The organism is Halorubrum ejinorense (assembly GCF_055389685.1).
In genome coordinates, this window is sequence record NZ_AP043777.1 from 2,775,743 (window position 1) to 2,792,144 (window position 16,402).

Sequence of the window (16,402 nt, forward strand, 5' to 3'; positions counted from 1 at the left end):
CTCTCAGGCCTCGCGGACGGCCCGGAGCACGTCCGGCGCGTCGTCGAGGGCGCCGTCGAGCGCCTCGGCGTCGGGACCACCGCCCTGTGCGAAGTCCGGCGGCCCGCCGCCGCCGCCGCCGACGCGGCCGGCGAGTTCGGCGACGACCTGCCCGGCGTTCACGTCGACGCCGTCGGGGACGCCGACGACGAAGCTCGCGGAGCCGTCGGCGCCGCTGCCGATCACCGCCACCTTCCCGTCGTCGACGTGGGCGTTCGCGGTCGCGCGCAGCTCGTCAGCGTCGCCGTCGAGCCGCTGGATCACCGCGACCGTCCCGTCGACCTCGACCTCCTCGGCGTCTGCGCCGCCGGAAGCGCGCGCGGTCGCGAGCTCCTCTTTGAGCGATTCGATCTCCTTGCCGCGCGCCTTCCACTCCTCGAAGAAGCGCTCGGCGGTGTCGGGAACGTCGAGCGGGTCGACGTCTAAGACCGCGGCCGCGTCGTACAGCGCGTCCTCGGTGCGCTGGGTCGCCTCGACCGCGGCGGCGCCGGCCGCGAACACGATGCGCTCGACGCCGTCCTGAACCGGCTCCGTTTTCAACACCTTCACCGTGCCAATGGCACCGGTCCTGTCGACGTGGGTCCCCGCGCAGGCCTGAACGTCGGCGTCGCCGACGTGGATCAGCCGGACGTTCGTTCCCGGCGGGACGCCCCCCTGATACAGGTCGAAGCCGTGTTCGGCCTCGGCCTCGTTGCGGTCGGGCCACTCCTGACGGACGGGAACGTCGTCGCGGATCAGCTCGTTGGCGACGCGTTCGATCGCCTTGACCTCCTCGCGGGTGATGCGTTCGAAGTGACGCACGTCGAGCCGCGAGGAGTCGATCCCCTTCTGGGCGCCCGCCTGCCGGACGTGATCGCCGAGCACCTCGCGGGCCGCGTGGCCGATGAGGTGCGTCGCGGTGTGGTGCGCGCGGAGTCGGTCGCGGCGGTCGCCGTCCACCTGCCCGCGGACGAACTCCCCTTTCCCGGGGTCCGCGTCCGCACGGTGGAGGACGACCCCGTCGACCTCCTGGACGTCGGTCACGTCGACGGTTGTCTCACCGACCGTGAGCTGTCCCCTGTCGGCCGGCTGCCCGCCGCCCTCGGGGTAGAACATCGTCTGGTCCAACACGACGTCGTACCCCTCGTCGGCGTCTAACACGTCGAGGACGACCGCCTCGAACTCCGTGCGGCCCTGGTCGTCGTAGAACAGTTTCTCCGTCTCGGGGAGGTCGGCGAGACGCTCGTCGCGCTCGTCGCTCGCGGCCGCGGCGTCTCCCTCCTCGTGTCGGTCGGCGACGAGCGAGTAGAAGTCGTCGGGCACGTCGACGGTCGCCCCCCGGTCGTCGGCGATGTCGGCGACCATGTCGGGCTGGATCCCGTGTGAGTCGTACAGCTCCAACAGCTCCGCGGTCGGGATGGGTTCGCCGGTGCCGGCGTACTCGTCGGCGAGCTGTTCGACCTTGCGAGCGCCACGTTCCAGCGTCTCCTCGTACTTCCGCTCCTCGCTGCGAACGATCTCGCGGATCGTGTCGCGGTTCCGGTAGCCGAGCCGCTCGGCCTGCATGTCGACGAGTTCGTCGAGCGGCGCGTCGACGCCGACCTCGTCCACGAGCCGCTTCGTGCGTCGCAGGACCATCCGCGTGAGATATCCCGTGCCGACGTTCGAGGGAACGATCCCGTCGCCGAACATGTACGCGAGCGTCCGCGAGTGGTCGGCGATCGCGTAGATCGATTCGAGCGGCTCCACCAGCTCGCGCAGCCGGTCGACGTCGACGTCGAGTCGGTCGGCTATCTCGCCGCGAGCCGCCTCCACGTCGTCGACGTCGTCGATGTCGAGGCGCCCCGAGAGCTTCGCCGCGCGGTGGACGATCTCGCGTTCCGCCTCGGTGTGTTCGATGCCCGCGTTGTCCTTCAGGAAGTCGATGGCGTCGGGATAGATCGCCTCGTACACCGTCGCGGTCCCCTGGCTCATCCACGTCCAGCGTTCGAGCCCGTACCCGGTGTCGACGATGTACGTGTCCATGAACGAGTACGTGTTCCCGTCTTTCATCTCGTAGTCGCCGTCGGGGTCTAACTCCATACACATGAAGACAAGCGTCGCCAGCTCGGCGCCCTTGTAGATGACCTCGATGGCGGGGCCGGCGTTGCCGCCGCCGACCCACGGGTCCTCGATGTAGGTTATCTCCTCTAAGTCCGCGCCGAGACTCTCGAACAGCTCGTCGCAGTACTGGACCGTCTCGTCTTTCCAGTACACCTCGCCGTGATAGGCGTACTCCTCCTCGTCGACCTCCTCGCGCGTGTTGAACGCGTGGTGGGCCATCATCTCGAACGCCATCGTGTGCCGGCCCGTCTTGCCGACGTTGTCGATGTCTTGCATCCGGATACACGGCTGCGAGATGGTGAGGGGGTTCGCCGGCGGCGGCGTCGCCCCGGAGGTGACGAGCGGCTGGAAGTCGTAGATCGACGCCTGCGTCAGCAGGACGTCGTCGCGCCACCGGTTCGCGGCGACGGGGTACGGCTCGATCCGCTCGTGGTCGTTGTCCTCGAAGAAGGAGAGGAACGCCTCCCGCATCTCCGACAGCGAGTGCGACTCGGGAAATCCCGGGTCGTCGATGAAACTGTAGTCCTCACACGGCGGCTCGCCGCACAGCTCCCTGTCGTCGTCGCGGGTCCAGAAGTGCGCGCCACAGGAGGTACACTCCTTCCGGGTGAACCCCTCCTCCTCGAAGTAGTCGAGACGGTACTCCGCTTCGAGATCGCTCATTACACGAACGTGGCCGGTGTTGCTCCAAAAGGGTTCCGGGGTCGGTCGTCAGCGTCGGCGTCAGGCCGAACGCGAGCGGAACGCGGCCGTCCGAGGTCTCCCGCCCGCGACGGCCGGTGAGAAGGTTTATCACCGCAGCCTGTGCTACAATTTACCATTGTGACTTCCGCGTTGAGCGAGCGTGCGACGGTCCTCGTGCTCGATGAGGACCACGAACTCGCCACCCGGCTCGACACGCCGATCGATGCCGACGGGGACGACGAGGCCCGCGCGGTGGAGACGCACGCCGCCGTACCCGACGCGGTCGGCGACGAGCGGATCACCGACGCCGACGTGACGGTCGTCGTCGACGGGCCGGGCCTCGAACGGCTCCGGTCCGTCGACCGCAGCGGCGCCGTGGTCGCGTTCGTCGGCGATCCGACGGGCGAGACCGCCACCGACCCCCTCGTGGACGCCGTCGCGACGACGCCGGACGCGCTCGCGGAAACGGTGTCGTGGCTGCTCGCTCGCGACCAGCGGTGCGGAAGCCGGGCCGATCCGACGCACACGCCGTCGCGGATCGAGCAGCTCAACGCCGGAATGACTGAGTTGGCCGCCGTCAGGTCGGTCGACGAGGCGTACCGGGCCGCGATCGCCGTCGCCGAGACGGTCTTCCCGGAACACCAGGCGGTGGTCGCCGTCGGCGACGAGGAGTGGGTCGAACCCGTCGCCGCCTCGTCGGGCGTCCCGGTCGAGGACTGTAACCGAGTCCGCGTCGGCAGCGGGGTCGCCGGCAGAGCGGTTCGGACCGGCGACGCGTCCATCGCACCGAACCCGAACCCCGACAGCCGGTACGCCACGCTGCTCACCGTGCCGGTCGGCGACGACGTGGTGTTCCAGCTGGCGACCGCCGGCACCGAGGGCGCCGACGAGTTCGACGACGACGACCGCCGGCTCGCCGAACTGCTCGCCTCGCACTTGGAAGAGACGCTCGACCGGATCGCCGTCAACGAGACGCTTCGAGCCGAACACGACCGCCTCCTCGCGCTGTTCACGAACGTTCCGGACCCCGCCATCGCGTACGACTACGTGGACGGGGAGCCGATCGTTCGACAGGTCAACGACGCGTTCGAGTCGACGTTCGGCTACGACGCCGAGACGGTGACCGGAGAGTCTATCGACGACTACATCGTCCCCACCGATTCCGGGTCGGAGGCCGAAGAGCTCAACGACCGGCTTCAGAGCGGAGAGAACGTCCGGCGCGAGGTGACGCGGACGACCGCGGACGGCCACCGCCACTTCATCCTCCACGTCATCCCGATCCGACTCGACGCGGCGAACGCGGCGGGCTACGCGATCTACACCGACGTCACCGACCGGCGAGAGCGCGAGGAGACCCTCCGCCGACAGAACGAGCGCCTCGACGAGTTCGCCTCGATCGTCTCCCACGACCTCCGGAACCCGTTGTCCGTCGCGGAGGGGTACGTCGACCTCGTCCGCGAGACCGGCGAGCTCGACCACCTCGACAGGGCCGCGGACGCGATCTCGCGGATGGACGAACTCGTGGCCGACCTCCTGTCCCTGGCCAGACAGGGCCAGTCCGTCGGTGAAACGGAGTCCGTCTCGCTGTCCGACATCGCGCGCGACGCGTGGGAGAGCGTCGACACCGGCAACGCGACCCTGACCGTCGAGTCGGACACGGGCTTCGAGGCGAACCCGACTCGGCTCCGCGCGCTGTTCGAGAACGTCTTCCGGAACAGCGCGGAACACGGGCGCGACTCCCCCGAAGACCCGCTCTCGGTCCGAGTGGGGACGACGACGTTCCGCGACGAGAGCGGCGCCGAGACGGACGGATTCTACGTCGAAGACGACGGGACCGGCCTCCCGGACGACGAGCTCGACCGGGTGTTCGAGAGCGGGTTCACCACGGAGGAGTCGGGCACTGGACTCGGGCTCGCCATCAGCGAACGCATCGCGGAGGCGCACGACTGGACCGTCACCGCACGCGCCGGCGAGGACGGCGGCGCCCGCTTCGAGTTCCGGACGAGCTAGGGAGTCCGCCCCGCGGCGGTCCGAAACGACCTTACGCCGCGCGCGAGGGGATCACGGTATGGTCGAGAACGTCGTCTACCCCGCCTACTTCGACGCCGAGCTGTCGCGCTCGGACGGGCGCCGCGTCCCGATGGATCTGGCGGTCGAAGCGCCGACCGTCGACGAGATCGCGAAGGCCGTCCAACAGGTCGGTTACGACGCCGCCGTCGAGCGCGACGCCACGTACTCGCGGGAGTACGAGGCCCGCGGCTCCGTGGTCGTCAAGGGCACCGAAGACACCGCGAAGAACGATCTCGTACAGGCGATCGCCGCGTACCTCGGCGTCCTGCGAGAGTAACCGTGCGGCGCGTCGGGACAGTCGTCCGAACCGCCGGCGGACTCGCGATCGCCCGGGGGGACCCGGGCGAGGACCCGCCGCGGATCGGCGCGAGCGTCGTCGACGAGTCGCTCTCTACCGTCGGGCGCGTGGTCGACGTGTTCGGGCCGGTCGAGCGCCCCTACGTGGCCGTCACGCCCGGCGGCGGCGTCGCGCTCGCAGACCTCGTCGGCGGAAAGCTGTACGCGCGGTAGCTACGCGCCGGTCGCGTCGGCCCCGTCGGCCCGCTCCCCGTCGACGGTCTCCGCGTCGTCGCTCGCGGCAGCGTCGTCGCTCGCCGTAGCGTCGTCGCTCGCCGTAGCGTCGTCGCTCGCCGTAGCGTCGTCCGTTTTGTCAGCGTCGTCTATCTCGTCGACGACCACGTCGAAGTCGTCCAGCGTCTTGTCGGTCCGCGCGAGCCGTTCCGCGACGATCAGCTTCTCGCGGCGCTCCAGTCGCTCCCAGTCGAGCGCCGCCGGCGGGGACGCGTCCAGCGTCTCGAACCGATCGATCACCGCCTCGTTGGCGAAGCGCTCGAACGATCCGCACTCCGGGCAGGTCCGCGACAGGTGTGACGTGTCGAACGACCGGGTGACGGCGTGATCCAAGCAGTTCAGACACCGGTAGGTGTGCGTCCGGGACACAACGAACGGACGGGCCGCACGAAGGAGTATCTGTGGTCGCCGGCGGGCGGCTCGGCGAGCAAAACGCACAGAGTGCCCGCCGCGAGCGCGGACGGAGTGAGAACGGACTCGAAACGACCGGACGCGGTGCCCGGTCAGAACAGCGCTGAGGCCGCCGCCTCGGCGGTCTCGATGACCGGACCGAAGCCGGGCAGGAGCAGCACCGTCACGACCGCCGCGAAGACGACCGCGGCGTACAGCGCCGTCGGGCGCACGTCGATCGCGTCGAGCGCGCTCGGCGACGCGGGGTCGTCTAAGAACAGCGCCTTCACGACCCGGCTGTAGTAGTACAGCGAGACGACGCTGTTGACCGCGCCGAGTCCGGCCAGCCACACGACGCCGTTGTCGATGGCCGCCTGGAACAGGAAGTACTTCGAGAAGAACCCGGCGAAGGGCGGCAGCCCGGCCAGCGAGAACATGAACACGGCCATCGCCACGGAGGCGACCGGCGCGCGCCGCCAGAGTCCGGCGTAGTCCTCGAAGGTGCGACCGACGCCCCACTTCTCCGCCATCGCGACGAAGAGGAACGCGCCGGTGTTCATGAACCCGTAGACGAGCAGGTGCGCCATCGCCGCGCCCATGACGGTGCCGTTGGCGGGCCCGTCGACCGTGAGCGCGGCGACGCCGATGAGCGCGTAGCCCGCGTGGCCGATAGAGGAGTACGCGAGCATCCGCTTGACCTCCTCTTGGACCGCGGCCGCGAAGTTACCGAGCGTCATCGTCACGGCTGCGAGGACGCCGAAGGCGAGCACCCAGTCGATGCCGGCGCCGAGCGACGTGCCCACCGGGAACGCCTCGGTGAACACGCGGAACGCGACGACGAACCCGGCCGCCTTCGAGGCCGACGAGAGGAACGCGCTCACGGGTGCGGGCGCGCCCTCGTACGCCTCCGGCGCCCAGAAGTGGAACGGGACGGAGGCCGTCTTGAACGCGACGCCGCCGATCATCATCACGACGCCGATACCGAGCACGCCGGCGAGCCCCTCGATGGAGGCCGACGCGATGTCGGCGAGTATCAGCGACCCGGTCGCGGCGTAGACGAGCGAGATGCCGAACAGGAAGATGGCCGACGAAAGCGCGCCGACGAGGAAGTACTTCATCCCCGCCTCGACGCTCCCGCGGTCCTGTTTGAGGTACGCGACGAGCACGTACGACGGCAGCGACACCATCTCCAGGGCGACGAACACGACCGCGAGCGAGTTCGCGACCGCGAGCAGCGCCATCCCCGTCGCGGCGAACGTCACCAGCGAGTAGAACGCCGCCGGGTTGGCGTGGTCGTCGAAGTAGTCGTGCGCGGCGACGAGGACCAGCGCGGTCACCGACGCGAAGATGGCGGTGAAGAACAACGCCATGGTGTCGACCTTCACCGCGTCCGCGAACAGGTAGACCGCGCCGGCGTCCGCGCTCCCCACGCCGGTCGCGGTGAGCCAGACGGTGGCCGCGAGCGCGACGAGCGAACCGAGCGCCCCCACGACCGCCATCGACGTGTTCGACCGAGCGTCCGGGCGAACCGTGTCGACCAACAGCAAGACGAGACCGGTCGCCGCCAGCAGCAGCGCCGGCAGCAGGGCGGTCACGGCCGGCAGACCGTTAACCATCGATCGTCACCCCCTCGACGACGGGAACGGCAGCGTCACGGATCATCTCGAAGAAGATGTCGGGCGCGACGCCGAGGACGATGATCGCCACCAGAAGCACCGCGAGCGGGGCGACATCGTGGAACGGCGCTGGCCCGACCTCGTAGTCGGTGTCGAGCTCGAAGGGCCCGAACAGCGTGCTCTGCATCGCCGACAGTAGGTAGCCGGCGACGATGACGATACCGAACATGGCGAGCGCCGTGAACACCGGCGCGTACGGGAGCGCCGGCGCGGACAGCGAGCCCACGAAGATGAAGAACTCGCCGGCGAAGCCGGCCATCAGCGGCAGCCCCATGTAGCCGAAGGCGCCGGCGACGAGGATACCGACGGTGACCGGCATCCGGTCGGCCATGCCGGCCATCTCGTCGACCTCCCGCGTGTGGGTCGTGTTGTAGATGACGCCGACCGCCATGAACATCAGCCCGGAGATGAGGCCGTGCGCGACCATCTGGAAGGTCGCGCCGCCGACCCCGTACTCGGTGAACGCGATGAGTCCGAGGATGACGTACCCCATCGACGAGACCGACGAGTACGCCACGATCCGCTTGAGGTCGCTCTGTCCCAAGGCCAGGATCGCGCCGTAGATGACGCTGATGACGGCGATGGCCGCGATCGGGATCGCGAGCGCGGACGCCTGGTTCGGCAGCATCGTGAAGTTGAATCGGAGCAGGGCGTACGTCCCCATCTTCAGGAGGACGCCGGCAAGGAGCACCGACGCGGGCGTCGGGGCCTGAACGTGGGCGTCCGGCAGCCACGTGTGGAACGGAACGATCGGGACCTTCACCGCGAACCCGAGGAACATCGCGAGGAACGCGACCATCGCGATCCGGTCCGGCGGGATACCGAACCAGGTGTCGAGCCCGCCCGCGGCGATCGCCTGCGCGATCTCGGGCAGGGCGAACGACGACACCGAGTCGCCGAGCGCGAACACGAGGCTCATGAAGCCGATGAACATCAGAAGCGACGCCGCGTTCGTGTATACGAAGAACTTGATCGCGGCGTACTTGCGGTCGTTACCGCCCCAGACGCCGATGAGGAAGTACATCGGCACCAGCACGGCCTCCCAGAAGACGAACCAGAGGAAGAAGTCGAGCGCGGTGAACACGCCCAGCAGGTTCGCCTCCATGAACAGCATGAGCCCGTAGAACTGGCTCTGCCGGCTGTCGATGGGCGTCCACGCGCTGACGATCGCCAGCGGCACGAGGAACGTCGTGAGCACGAAAAGCGGGAGGCTGATCCCGTCGAGTCCCACGAACCACGAGACGCTGCGACCGCCGACCTCGAGCCACTCGATCTGCGTCGTGTACGCGATATCGCCGCCGGTGAGCGCGTTACCGCCGGCCTCGAAGCCGGACCACAGGTAGAGGCTCCCGACGAACGGGACGAGGCTGATCGCGAACGCCAGCCGTCCCGCCCACTCGTCGGGCGCGAGGAACACCGTCAGCGCGCCGACGAACGCGGCCGCCATGAGCGCTTCGAGTATCACAGGAACCACCCCCCGGTCGCGCCGAGCACGAGCAACAGCGCGACGAGTCCGAAGGTGAGCAGCGCGGCGTACTGCGAGACGACCCCCGACTGGAGCTTCCGGATCCGGCCGCCACCGGTCAGGCTCACCGACGAGACGCCGTCGACGGCGCCGTCGATGATCCCCTGATCGAAGGTGTTCGCGACGCCCGCGATGTCTTCCGTCCGATACGCGAGCCAGACCTGTAGTTCGTCGAGGTAGTAGTTGTTGTACAGCACGTCTTTGATGCCGCCGAGCTTGGCGGTGTGTTCCGTCGGGGAGGGGACGTTATAGAGCCGCCAGGCGAGTCCGAGACCGAGCAGCGCGAGGCCGAGCGACACGGCCGCGCCGGCGAGGACCGTACCGACCTCACCGCCAACGACGTACTGGCTGCTGTACGGTCCGATGTCGCCGTAGTGGTGCGAGGAGAGCCCGTCGATGCCGCCCCACTCGTTGTCGAGCCAGCGGTGGAGCAGGTCGATTCCCTCCAGGCCGAGCACCTTCTGGACCGGCACCATGTTGATGAAGCCGGTGACGACCGCGAGCGACCCGAGGACCGTCAGCGGCCCCTTGACGTTCCAGCGAACGGGTTCCGGGTCGCGAGCGGTCTCGCTCCGTGGCTCGCCGTGGAAGGTCAGGAACACCATGCGGAAGGTGTAGAAGGCCGTGACCGGCACCGCGAGCAGCCCCATCAGGTAGGCCCCGAACAGGAGCGGCTCGCCGGGGGCGTGGACGAGCGCCTCGTAGAGGATCTCGTCTTTCGACCAGAAGCCGGCGAACGGGAAGATTCCCGCGAGCGCCAGCGATCCGGCGAGGAACGTGTAGTAGGTGACGGGCATCTTCGACCGCAGCCCGCCCATGTCCCACATGTCCTCGTTGTGGTGCATCGCGATGATGACCGAACCGGCGCCGAGGAACAGGAGGGCCTTGAAGAACGCGTGCGTCGTCAGGTGGAAGACCGCGGCCACGTACCCGCCCGAACCGAGCGCGAGCATCATGTACCCGTACTGCGAGATGGTCGAGTACGCGAGCACCTGCTTCAGTTCGTCCTTCACGAGCCCCATCGTCGCCGCGAACAGCGCGGTGAAGCCGCCGATGAAGGCGATGACCGCGAGCGTCGTCGGCGTGAGCGCGTAGAAGCCGTACATCCGCGCGACGAGGTAGACGCCAGCCGCCACCATCGTCGCGGCGTGGATCAGCGCGGAGACGGGCGTCGGGCCCTCCATCGCGTCCGGGAGCCACGTGTGGAGCGGGAACTGCGCCGACTTCCCGACGACGCCGCCCAGAACGAGCAGGCCGACGACGGTGAACCACGTCATGACGTCGAGTCCGAACGGCGTCCACACGGCCTGTTCGCCCGCGAGCGCGGCCTCCGCGAGCGCCGGGAACGACTCGGCGCCCGCGAACGCCGCGGTGCCGAACGTCGCGAACACCGCGACGACGCCGACGAGGAAGAAGTAGTCACCGAAGCGGGTGACGAGGAACGCCTTCTTCGCGGCCGACGGGGGACCGGGCTCCCGGAAGTGGAAGCCGATGAGCAGGTACGAACAGAGACCGACCAGCTCGAAGAACATGAACGCCATCAGCAGGTTGTCGGCGACGACGAAGCCGAGCATCGACGCCGTGAAGAGGCCGAGTCCGGCGTAGTACCGCGGCAGCCCGGTCTCGCCCTCGTCGTTCATGTACCCGAGCGAGAACACGTGGACGAGCAGCGCGACGAGCGTCACGATGACTAACATTAGCGCCGACAGCGGGTCGATCAGGACGCCGAACGAGAGTTCGACGTTCGTCGGACCGATACCCGCGCCGCCCTCGCCCGCCCAGTAGTACAGCGTTTCGTTGTACGCGTTCCCGCCCGCGACGGTCACCGCGACCCAGATCGACAGCAGGAACGACCCCGCCGTCGCCGCGATGCCGCCGAAGGCACCGCCCTTCGGGAGGTACCTGCCCGCGCCGAGCGCGATCAGGAACGAGAAGAACGGGAGGAGAACTATCGCCGGAACGTATGCGAATGCGTTCACCATCTTACCACCTCATCTCCGCGGGAACAGTCACGTCTGTCGTGCCGAAGTTGCGGTATAACACGAGTATGATGCCGATGCCGATGGCGACCTCGGCGGCGGCGAGCGCGATGACGAACAGCGCGAACACCTGCCCCGTGAGGTCACCGTAGTACAGCGCGAACGCGACGAAGTTGATGTTGGCCGCGTTCATCATGAGCTCGACGCTCATGAGGAAGTACAGGGCGCTCCGTCGCGTGAGCACGCCGAACAGTCCGATACAGAAGATGCCCGCCGCCAACAGCAGGTACCACGACGGCGGGATCGAACCGGCGACGGCGGTCATCGGCCGTCACCTCCGTCGCGGCCACCGTCGGTAAGCGCCTGCCCGACCGCGGAGACGATGGACCCGTCCTCCTCGCGCTTCGCGAGGTAGACGGCCCCGTCGACCGCGACGTCGAGCGCGACGGCGGCGATCAGGAACGCCGCGAGGAACCCTTCGGCGGGGATCGTCGCGACGTCGTACGCGCCCAGGTCGAACAGCGCGTACCCGATGTTGTGGACGACCGAGGCGTCCGCCGGGAACCCGGCGGGCGCGGCTTCGAACGCCGCCGCGTTGACCGTTGCGGCGATCAGAGCGAACAGGGCGCCGACGGCGATCGCGGGCGCGATTCGCGACCCGCGGCTCTCGTCGTTGCTCACGCGCGACTCACCTCCGTTTCAGAATCCGATCGCGTGAGCATCACGGCGAACGTGACCAAGATGAGAACCCCGCCCACGTAGACGAGGATCTGCATGGCGGCGATGAACTCCGCCCGCAGCATCACGTAGTGCACCGCGACGCTCGTGAGGGCTCCGCCCAGAAGCAGCGCGGCGTGGAACACGTCGCGCGCGAGGACGACCCCGAGGGCGAACGCCAGCGTAACCGCGGCGAACAGCCCAAACGCGATGGTAGCGTAAACCATTGTGTGTGTCTCCTATGAGAACCCCTTTGAAGATTTCGAGACGAGCCCGTTACTGGTAGTCGATCTCGCCGTCGCCCTCCCCGATCCACGCGCCGCGATCGGGGTTCCGGGACTCCAGCGGATCGATTCCCTTGTACCACGGGACGTTCTTGAGCTGTTCTTTGTTGAACACGAAGTCGTCTTTCGTGTCCGCGGTGAACTCGAAGTTCTGCGTCAGCAGGATGGCGTCGACGGGACAGACCTCCTCACAGAGCCGGCAGTAGATACACTGCCCGATGTGGAGGTTGTACTGCTCGCCGTTGCGCTGGTCGTCTTGAACGATCTGAATCGTGTCGTTGGGACAGACGTTCTCGCACTGGCGGCACCAGATACACCGCTCCTGGCTGAACTTGTGGACCCCGCGGAACCGCGGGCTCACTTCGGGCGCGTCCTCCGGGTATTCCACCGTGAACGTCGTCCCGTCCAGCGCGTGTTTCATCGTCGTCGCCATGGATTTCATGAGTCCGATCATATTACGCGATCACCCCCACGATTACGGCCGTGAGCACCAGGTTCGCGAACGACAGCACGAGCATTCCTTTCCAGCCGATCTCGATCAGCTGGTCGATGCGGACGCGCGGCAGCGCCGCGCGGGCCCACTGCGTGAACAGGAAGAAGCCCCAGATCTTCACCACGAACCAGATGAAGCCGATGCTCTCCGGGCCGGGCCCGGAGGCGCCGCCGAGGAACGTCACGGCGAGGATGGCCCCGCCGAGGAAGATGTGGACGAACTCGCCGAGGTAAAAGAGGACGAAGTACGCCGAGGAGTACTCCGTCTGGTACCCCGCGACGATCTCCGTCGGCGCCTCGGGGATGTCGAACGGGTTCCGTCCGATCTCCGCCATGTTCGCCGTGAGGAACAGCACGAACGCGAACGGGTTCACGAACGCGTACCACGACGGGATGGCGATGCCGCCTATCGACACGAGCGTCTCCGTCTGCGCGCCGACGATGCCGCTCATCTGGAGCGTGCCGGAGAAGATCACGACCGACATCCCCGTGACGATGAGCGGGATCTCGTACGCCAGGTTCTGCGCGACGGCGCGGAGCCCGCCGAGCAGCGAGTACTTGTTGTTCGACGCGTACCCCGCCATCACCAGCGAGACCGACGCGATCGACGCGAACGCGAACACCAGCGCGAACCCGACCTCGGGGTCCGCGAGCTGGAGGTTGATCGGCCCGAGCTGCCCCATCGGGATGACGGAGAAGCCGAGCAGCGCGGACGCGGGCAGCAGAATGGGCGCGATGTCCCACGAGGGGCGGTCGACGCCCTCCGGGATGATGAGCTCCTTCGCGAGCAGCTGCACCGCGGCCGCCGGGATGATGAGCAGGCCGTAGGGACCGATCCGATCGACCGCGATGCGGTCGGTGAACGCGGCCGTGATCTTCCGTTTGGCCCACGGGCCCGCGACGCCCGTGAACGCGAGGATGATGTTCCCGACGACGAAGGCCGCGACGAGCGACGCCGCGACCTCGCCGATGACGCTATCGAGCCCGAGCGTGTCGACGATGAACTCGGGGAACAGCTGTGCGGGCGCCGCGCCCATCAGCGGTCCACCTCCCCGAGAACGATGTCGAGGCTACCGAGGGCGGCGATGACGTCGGGGATGTACTCCCCGTTCGCCATCTCCGGGAGCGTCTGGAGGTTCGAGAAGCACGGCGATCGGATCTTGAACCGAGCGGGCTTGTCCGTCCCGTCGGCGCGGATGTAGATGCCGAGTTCGCCCTTGGCGCCCTCGACGGCGCGGTAGATCTCCGTGTCGTCGTCCGGGCGCAGCGTGCGGGGGACGTTGGCCTGAATGTTCCGCTCGTCTTCGGGCCAGTCTTCGAGCAGGTCGACGCACTGCTCGATGATCTTCGCGGACTCCTCGACCTCGCGCATCCGCACGAGCAGCCGGCTGAAGTTGTCGCCGCCGTCCTCGGTGACGACGTCCCAGTCGAGTTCGTCGTAGTACCCGTACGGGTCGTCGCGGCGCAGGTCGTAGTCGATTCCCGACCCGCGGGCGACGGGGCCGGTGGCGCCGTAGTTCTTCGCGATGTCTTCCGGGAGGATGCCGGTGTTGATCGTCCGCATCTGGAAGATCTCGTTCGAGGTGATCAGGTTGTGGTACTCCTCGATGGACTCCGGGAGCTGGTCAAGGAAGTCCCGGGTCTTCGAGAAGAACTCCTCGCGCGGCTTCGGCAGGTCCCAGACGACCCCCCCGAGCCGGAAGTAGTTGAACATCAGCCGCTGGCCGGTCAGGTCCTCGAGAAGGTCCTGAACGCGCTCGCGGTCGTTGATGGCGTACATGAACGTCGCCGTGAAGTCGCCGTTCACGTCGAGCGCGAACGTCGCGAGCGCGAGCATGTGCGCGGCGATCCGGCACATCTCCGCCCCCATCGTCCGGATGACCTGCGCGTACTCGGGCACCTCGATGTCCGCGAGGTCCTCGGCCGCGCGGGCGTACGCCCACTCGTTGAGCAGGCCCGCCGAGATGTAGTCCCAGCGGTCCGGGTACGGCATGATCTGGTGGCGGTACGTTCCGGACTGGGCCATCTGCTCCTCGCTCCGGTGGAGGTAGCCGATGTCGGGCTCGACGTCCATGACCTGCTCGCCGTCGAGCGTCGTCTTCAGGTGGAGGACGCCGTGCGTCGCCGGGTGGTGCGGCCCGATGTTGAGGAACATCGTGTCGGACTCGGAGTCTTTGTGATGGTCCTGAAGCGGGTTCGCGTGCTCCGGCAGCGTCGCGATCTGGGGCCGGTCCTTGTCGTAGTCCATCGACAGCGGGTGCCCCTGCCAGGTCTCGGGCAGGAGGATCCGACGCATGTCGGGGTGGCCCTCGTAGTCGATGCCGATGAGGTCGTACGCCTCACGCTCGTGCCAGTCGGCCGTCCGGAAGACGGGCTCCGCCGATTCGGAGACGGGGTCGTCCTTGTCGGCGGGGACGACGATGCTGACCTCCTGCGTCGGGTCGTCGTACTTCTTCAGGTGGTAGATCGACTCGTAGCGGTTCTCGTATTCCTGCGCGGAGACGACGGAGAGGTGGTCGTACCCCGCCTGCTCCTTCAGAGTCGAGAGCGTTTCCTGAACGGTGTCCGGCCGGATCACGAAGCCGGGCGCGTTCAGATGGTCGTCGCGGTCGACGACGAGGTCGCCGAGCAGCGCCTCCAGCTCGTCGGGGGTGCGCTCGACGGCCGCGTCGTCGACGGGGTCTGGTCGTTCGAGGCTCATGGCGAATCAGCGAAGTTGTACCGCATGACGAGTTCGTCGTCGTCGATCTGGTCGGTCAGTTTGTCGACGAGCTCGTCGCGTTCGAGGTCCGAGAACTCCTCCAGCTCGTACGGCTTGACCGTGACGGGCGCCGCCTCGCCGTTGGCGACGCGCTCTTGCAGCTTCACGACGCCGTAGACGAGCGCCTCGGGACGGGGCGGGCAGCCGGGGACGTGGATGTCGATCGGGATGACCTCCTCGGCGCCTTTGATCACGTTGTACCCCTCCTGGAACGGGCCGCCGGAGATGGTACACGAGCCCATGCCGACGACGAACTTCGGCTCGGGCATCTGGTCGTACACGCGCTTCATCCGCGGCGCGAACTTCGAGACGATCGTCCCGGGGACGATCATCACGTCGGCCTGCCGCGGCGACGCGCGGGGGACGCCCGACCCGAAGCGGTCGAGGTCGTGTTTCACCGCGTAGGTGTGCATCATTTCGATGCTACAGCAGGCGATACCGAACTGCAGCATGAACATCGAGGAGCCGCGACACCAGTTCAGGAACTTGTCGAACTTGGTGAGGATGAACGGCGAGGAGCCGAACGCCTCACGGAGGCGGGAGTTGAACCGGTCTCCCTGCCCGGTCATCCGCGCGTCGCGGGTTTCGGTTACGACTTGCGATTCGTCGGTGATAAATGGTTGATCGCTGCTCATTAGTTGATGTCCTCCGTCGTCTTTCTGCTGGTCGCGCGCGGACTGCGGGCCCAGCTGATCGCCCCCGACCGCCACGCCCAGACGAGTCCGACCGCGAGGACTCCGACGAACGCCAACATCGGCCACAACAAGGCGGTCATCGGGACGCCGGCCTCGATGGCCGGGCGGTAGATGGCCGCCCACGGGAACAGCAACACGGTCTCGATGTCGAACACGACGAACAACAGCGCGACCATGTAGTACTGGATGTTGAACCGGATCCGCGTCCCGCCCGTCGGGGTCTCGCCGGACTCGTAGGTGGTACTTTTGCCGGTCTCAGGCACGCTCGGACGGAGCAGCGCCGACACTGTCATCATCGCTATCGGGATGAGCAGGCCGACGACCGCCAAGGCGCCAATCGCTATCCAATCGCTCATATAGGTCTCCGTAACGTGCTGGGGTTTGGACCGCCCCCTCATAAGCGTTGAGTCTTGTGCGTCCACGGGCGTGCGGGCCGGT

At 67.7% G+C, this 16,402-nt stretch carries 16 protein-coding genes; 3 read left to right on the forward strand and 13 right to left on the reverse strand.

Translation table 11 applies throughout. The features are described 5' to 3' along the window. Nucleotides 1-3: 3 nt before the first annotated feature. Nucleotides 4-2,784 carry an alanine--tRNA ligase gene (gene alaS / locus ACZ5KW_RS15260; protein ID WP_343780562.1) on the reverse strand — a complete coding sequence of 927 codons (2,781 nt, stop codon included), beginning with the start codon at nt 2,782-2,784 and terminating at the stop codon, nt 4-6. A 159-nt stretch (nt 2,785-2,943) separates the two neighbouring features. Between alaS and ACZ5KW_RS15265 the strand changes: the two genes are divergently transcribed. The 3 genes from ACZ5KW_RS15265 to ACZ5KW_RS15275 are packed head-to-tail and all read left to right on the forward strand — an operon-like array spanning nt 2,944 to nt 5,385. Further along, nucleotides 2,944-4,815: an ATP-binding protein gene (locus ACZ5KW_RS15265; RefSeq protein ID WP_343780561.1), complete on the forward strand. Its 1,872-nt coding sequence runs from the start codon at nt 2,944-2,946 to the stop codon at nt 4,813-4,815. A gap of 58 nt (nt 4,816-4,873) precedes the next feature. Continuing rightward, complete coding sequence (gene srp19 / locus ACZ5KW_RS15270) at nt 4,874-5,152, forward strand: signal recognition particle subunit SRP19 (RefSeq protein ID WP_343780560.1); 279 nt, start codon at nt 4,874-4,876, stop codon at nt 5,150-5,152. A gap of 2 nt (nt 5,153-5,154) precedes the next feature. Then, entirely contained in the window at nt 5,155-5,385 is a 231-nt protein-coding gene (locus ACZ5KW_RS15275) for an H/ACA ribonucleoprotein complex subunit GAR1 (RefSeq protein ID WP_343780559.1), read from the forward strand. Here ACZ5KW_RS15275 and ACZ5KW_RS15280 read toward each other — a convergent pair whose 3' ends face one another. The 12 genes from ACZ5KW_RS15280 to ACZ5KW_RS15335 form a co-directional block, all read right to left on the reverse strand. Further along, nucleotides 5,386-5,814: a hypothetical protein gene (locus tag ACZ5KW_RS15280; RefSeq protein ID WP_371153024.1), complete on the reverse strand. Its 429-nt coding sequence runs from the start codon at nt 5,812-5,814 to the stop codon at nt 5,386-5,388. Nucleotides 5,815-5,948: 134 nt separating this feature from the next. Beyond that, on the reverse strand, nt 5,949-7,451 hold the full coding sequence (locus tag ACZ5KW_RS15285) for an NADH-quinone oxidoreductase subunit N (RefSeq protein WP_343780557.1): 1,503 nt from the start codon (nt 7,449-7,451) through the stop codon (nt 5,949-5,951). After that, entirely contained in the window at nt 7,444-8,958 is a 1,515-nt protein-coding gene (locus ACZ5KW_RS15290; RefSeq protein WP_343780991.1) for a complex I subunit 4 family protein, read from the reverse strand. The genes ACZ5KW_RS15285 and ACZ5KW_RS15290 overlap by 8 nt, the downstream gene beginning before the upstream one ends. A gap of 14 nt (nt 8,959-8,972) precedes the next feature. Next, complete coding sequence (nuoL, locus tag ACZ5KW_RS15295; protein WP_343780555.1) at nt 8,973-11,018, reverse strand: NADH-quinone oxidoreductase subunit L; 2,046 nt, start codon at nt 11,016-11,018, stop codon at nt 8,973-8,975. Between the two features lies 1 nt (nt 11,019). Then, nucleotides 11,020-11,340 (reverse strand): NADH-quinone oxidoreductase subunit NuoK, encoded by a 321-nt coding sequence (gene nuoK / locus ACZ5KW_RS15300; RefSeq protein WP_343780554.1) that lies wholly within the window; start codon nt 11,338-11,340, stop codon nt 11,020-11,022. Continuing rightward, nucleotides 11,337-11,696, reverse strand: coding sequence for a hypothetical protein (locus ACZ5KW_RS15305; RefSeq protein WP_343780553.1), 360 nt, complete (start codon nt 11,694-11,696; stop codon nt 11,337-11,339). Before ACZ5KW_RS15305 ends, nuoK begins: the two co-directional genes overlap by 4 nt. Then, entirely contained in the window at nt 11,693-11,959 is a 267-nt protein-coding gene (locus tag ACZ5KW_RS15310; protein ID WP_343780551.1) for an NADH-quinone oxidoreductase subunit J, read from the reverse strand. Before ACZ5KW_RS15310 ends, ACZ5KW_RS15305 begins: the two co-directional genes overlap by 4 nt. 49 nt (nt 11,960-12,008) lie before the next feature. Next, entirely contained in the window at nt 12,009-12,470 is a 462-nt protein-coding gene (locus ACZ5KW_RS15315) for a NuoI/complex I 23 kDa subunit family protein (RefSeq protein ID WP_343780549.1), read from the reverse strand. Between the two features lies 1 nt (nt 12,471). Further along, nucleotides 12,472-13,545 (reverse strand): complex I subunit 1/NuoH family protein, encoded by a 1,074-nt coding sequence (locus tag ACZ5KW_RS15320; RefSeq protein ID WP_343780548.1) that lies wholly within the window; start codon nt 13,543-13,545, stop codon nt 12,472-12,474. Beyond that, complete coding sequence (locus ACZ5KW_RS15325) at nt 13,545-15,209, reverse strand: NADH-quinone oxidoreductase subunit D (RefSeq protein ID WP_343780547.1); 1,665 nt, start codon at nt 15,207-15,209, stop codon at nt 13,545-13,547. The genes ACZ5KW_RS15320 and ACZ5KW_RS15325 overlap by 1 nt, the downstream gene beginning before the upstream one ends. Next, nucleotides 15,206-15,904, reverse strand: a complete 699-nt coding sequence (locus ACZ5KW_RS15330) for an NADH-quinone oxidoreductase subunit B (protein WP_006629677.1) — start codon at nt 15,902-15,904, stop codon at nt 15,206-15,208. The genes ACZ5KW_RS15325 and ACZ5KW_RS15330 overlap by 4 nt, the downstream gene beginning before the upstream one ends. Beyond that, a complete protein-coding gene (locus ACZ5KW_RS15335) occupies nt 15,904-16,320 on the reverse strand; it encodes an NADH-quinone oxidoreductase subunit A (RefSeq protein ID WP_343780546.1) in 417 nt (138 codons plus the stop codon). The genes ACZ5KW_RS15330 and ACZ5KW_RS15335 overlap by 1 nt, the downstream gene beginning before the upstream one ends. Between the last annotated feature and the right edge of the window lie 82 nt (nt 16,321-16,402).